Origin of the sequence: Cupriavidus sp. UYPR2.512, assembly GCF_000379565.1 — a bacterium.
In the GTDB taxonomy this organism is placed as follows: Bacteria; Pseudomonadota; Gammaproteobacteria; order Burkholderiales; family Burkholderiaceae; genus Cupriavidus.
Genome location: NZ_KB902970.1, coordinates 1 through 3,478, shown reverse-complemented (window position 1 = coordinate 3,478; position 3,478 = coordinate 1). Strand labels below are relative to the sequence as shown.

Below are 3,478 nucleotides of genomic sequence, written 5' to 3'. Positions count from 1 at the left end.
CTCGCTCGACGAGATGGCCCAGTTGGTCGTCACGCTCCTGCAGCCGTATCTGCAACCCGATCATTATTAAACCTATTTAGGGGATGTTGTACTAGTCGACTGCATCATTTCGCCGCGATGAGGCTTACTTCCCACGTGACTGTCTGAGAATTTTTTGTTGTGCTTACGGATATAGCGCATCAGCCGGCAGCCCAAGTTCTTACGCGGCTGGATTCCGTTGAAGGGTGCCGACGCGCGTACGTGGATTGTTTGGCGTTGGGGTCCGGGTGGATGACCTGCTCAAGGACCTGGTGAGCTCTGAGATTTGCGCTGGATCCGTTTCCGCTTGTATGACGTCGGAGACGTCCCGCAGCCGCCCGCCGCGCTTTCTGTCACGGGCGACGCTCTTCCGCCCTGCCCTTAAGGGGCTGCTGAAGTAACTCGCGCTCCCGCCATCATGAACAGGTTGTCATTGAAATAGTCTCGCAGCTTCGCTCATAGCGGGTTGGCTTAAGTTGATGTTGTGCGCGGCGGCTGTTAGATTCCGGTGCGTCATCAGTGCGTCAAGTACAACGAGAAGGTTGAGATCAAGGCCTTTGAAGCGCATTTTGAGCCATCTGCATTATGGATGATTAATATCGAAATAATCGATTGTACAAATTAACACCCTTGCCGCAAGGTTACGGCAGCTGCCAATTCATGGCAACAGAGGCGCACGTACCGTTTCGCTTGTCACGCTCCGCGTGACGCATTGCTTACGGTGCACTTTGAGACAGAAAGCCTACACGCAAACGACATACATAGGTAACGTAACGAACCCTGGCTGACAAGGTGCACAGCGAAGCATCGAAGCGCTTGTCTTGCCCGCCAGAAATTCGGGAACGTGACGCTAGGGTTTGTTGACAATCAGCGACGAGAGGGCTGTTAACTTGTGAGGAAATCTGTTTACATCCTGTCTTTTGCGGAAAGACAGGATGCCAAGGTTAATGCTCAGCGATCACCAATACGAACGAATCGCACCGTTGCTGCTTGGCAAGGCCACGGACCCCGGTCGAACGGCGACAGACAATCGACTGTTTGTCGAGGCCGTGCTGTGGATAGTGCGTACCAGAGCCCATGGCGCGATCTACCTCCCGATTTCGGACCTTGGAACAGTGTTGGTCCCGGGCGCAGGTGTGGCACACGGTATTGCTTGCAGGCGACGCCGACTTTGAGGAAGTCTTCATCGACAGCACCATTGTGCGCGCCCACCAGCATGCCGCTGGCGCGCCAAAAAAAGGCGATAAGGCGATCGGTCGCTCGCGGGGCGGATTGAGTACCAAGACACGCGCTGATCGATGGCCTGGGTATGCTCGCGCGTTTTCGCCTGACCGGCGGCCAAGCGGGGGACAGCCCCGAAGCGCTGCCTTTGCTGGACGAACTGAACCCAGTCAGTCTGGCCGCTGACAAAGCCTACGATTCGAACGCGATCCTGCAACACTTGGAGTCCGCGGGTATTCAAGCCGTCATCCACAGTCGCGCCACTCGTCTTGAACAACGCCCCCTGGACGAGCATCTGTATGCCTCACGTAATTTGGTCGAGCCGAATAAGCAATTCCGCCGCCGCGTCGCCACGCGCTACGATAAGCTCTCCGAACGTTCTCATCATTCGTTGCGCTTTCCGCCGCATTCATCTGGATGTGCTGATTGTCAACAGACCCTAGGTGCGCTGACAGAAAAGGCATTGGAGACGCAAATGGAAGTACTGGCATCAAGCGACACGCAGGCTCTCATCGAGATTGAGCACCTATCGCACAGGGTCCCGATGGCGCTGCACGCGGCATGGTTGCGGGCAGCGGGTAGCGGCCAAACCGCCTTAGGCTATGACGAGTGGCTGGAAGGGCGACTTCGGACGAGCCCGGAAGTCGAACACCGTTACCGACAGGGGCTGGCCGTATTTGCCTTGCGCCACCGCGGCTGCTACCGAATCGATGATCCGGTCCTCGGCAGGCGGTATTTCCGCTGCCTGCTAGACGGCCAGTACCCGTTTGTGTCGTTCTTTGGCACGGAAGGACATTATCTGCCGTGGCTCACGCTGCCCGGATTGTTCACGGCCGACGCTCTAGTCTCACTGCAGCGCCTGAAGTCATAGTCTCGCCGAAGAATCGGGAGGGGGCGGGCCTCGCGGCCCGGCCCCTCCCACATACATGGACGCCGCCGTTTTGTCAGGCCTTCATTGGCGATGGGTCGATGATTGAGATTGCGGCCATACATCCGAACTGTTGAGAAGGCGACTATGGCGCCTTTGTCCCTGATGGAATCTGCTGATCGGGCTCTATTACCACCTCGCGCTGTGATAGGGCAGAGTATTCCGATCCCGGTCCAACCTATCTTGCTGTCACGTCGTGACTGCCCGAGCAACCTCCTTGGAGAACGTTCTTTTACTAGACCGATCGGATTACGCGACATCCTCTAAGACGACGCGTAATCCGATCGAAACGTACGGTCTTGTGTGAGCAGTGCCCAGGCAATTCGCGCATTCCTGTTGGCCACTGCCACCACGGCGATCTTCTTGTGGCGTCTTGCCAACAGCCAACGGAGCTAGCCAGAGAACGCGTCGTTTTTGTTTGTGGCGTAACGAACGACGGCTCGTGCTCCGTGGACGCATTAGCGTGCGCAAGTACGTGTCACCGCGCTTGGTAATGCCGAGCAGCAGCGGCTTACCTCCGCTCGAATGCTGCCTCGGCACCAAACCTAGCCACGCCGCCAATTGCCGAGCGTTGCTGAAGCACTTGCCTTCCCCGATCGAAGCAACAAGCGCACTGGCCGTGATCGGGCCGATCCCGGGAATCTCTGCCAGCCTCCGGGTGGCGTCATTGGCGTGATGCCAAGCTTTGATCTGGGTCTCGAGCTCTTCTACCTGTCGATCGAGTTCCTTTAGATGATCGATCAAGCGCTGGACCAACAAGCGGAACGAGCCCGGCAGTTCGTTGCTGGCCGCCGGCACGTGCTGGGCGATGTTTGTGATCCCCCGCGGGATGACGAGACCGAATTCCCCGAGCAGCCCGCGGATCTGGTTGGCCTGCGCAGTACGAGCGCGAACGAACCCTTGACGGGAGCGATGTAGTGCAAGAACCGCCTGTTGGTCGATGTTTTTGACGGGCACAAATCGCATGTTCGGCCGTGCCACCGCCTCACAAATAGCCTCCGCATCGGCAACGTCCTTCTTGTTCATTTCACATAGGGCTTGACGAATGGGGGTGCCATGAGTCGTACCGTATGTCCGAACCCCTGCAGCTTGCGCGTCCAGAAGTGGGCGCTGGCGCAAGCTTCCATGCCGATCACGCAGGGCGGAAGTTTTGCAAAGAATGTGGGTATCTGGTTGGCCAAGTCAATGCCGACTGTAGTAACGTTCATGATGACGNCTAAAGTGGACCCCTCTGTCAAGACAGCTTTCAACCGAATTTAAGCTGCATCTATTTCTTCACACGCAGCAGAACAGCGCTGCCCTGGTTGTGCG

2 protein-coding genes and 2 pseudogenes are annotated in these 3,478 nt (G+C 57.3%); 2 read left to right on the top strand and 2 right to left on the bottom strand.

What is annotated here, in order from left to right; translation table 11 throughout:
- Positions 1–426: 426 nt before the first annotated feature.
- A pseudogene (locus A3A5_RS41550) lies at positions 427–586 on the bottom strand (LysR family transcriptional regulator); the annotation flags it as partial.
- A gap of 367 nt (positions 587–953) precedes the next feature.
- On the opposite strand from A3A5_RS41550, the pseudogene A3A5_RS41545 reads away from it, so the two are divergent.
- Positions 954–1,665 (top strand): annotated as a pseudogene (locus A3A5_RS41545) (IS5 family transposase).
- 49 nt (positions 1,666–1,714) lie between these two features.
- Positions 1,715–2,110 carry a hypothetical protein gene (locus A3A5_RS40285; RefSeq protein WP_018311474.1) on the top strand — a complete coding sequence of 132 codons (396 nt, stop codon included), beginning with the start codon at positions 1,715–1,717 and terminating at the stop codon, positions 2,108–2,110.
- Positions 2,111–2,416: 306 nt separating this feature from the next.
- Here A3A5_RS40285 and A3A5_RS38580 read toward each other — a convergent pair whose 3' ends face one another.
- Positions 2,417–3,193, bottom strand: coding sequence for an IS110 family transposase (locus A3A5_RS38580; protein WP_232431354.1), 777 nt, complete (start codon positions 3,191–3,193; stop codon positions 2,417–2,419).
- Positions 3,194–3,478 lie beyond the last annotated feature (285 nt).

Coding starts and splice junctions, on each gene's coding strand:
- A3A5_RS38580 (WP_232431354.1), bottom strand. CDS start 3,193: ATGAACAAGAAGGACGTTGCCGATGCGGAGGCTATTTGTGAGGCGGTG.
- A3A5_RS40285 (WP_018311474.1), top strand. CDS start 1,715: ATGGAAGTACTGGCATCAAGCGACACGCAGGCTCTCATCGAGATTGAG.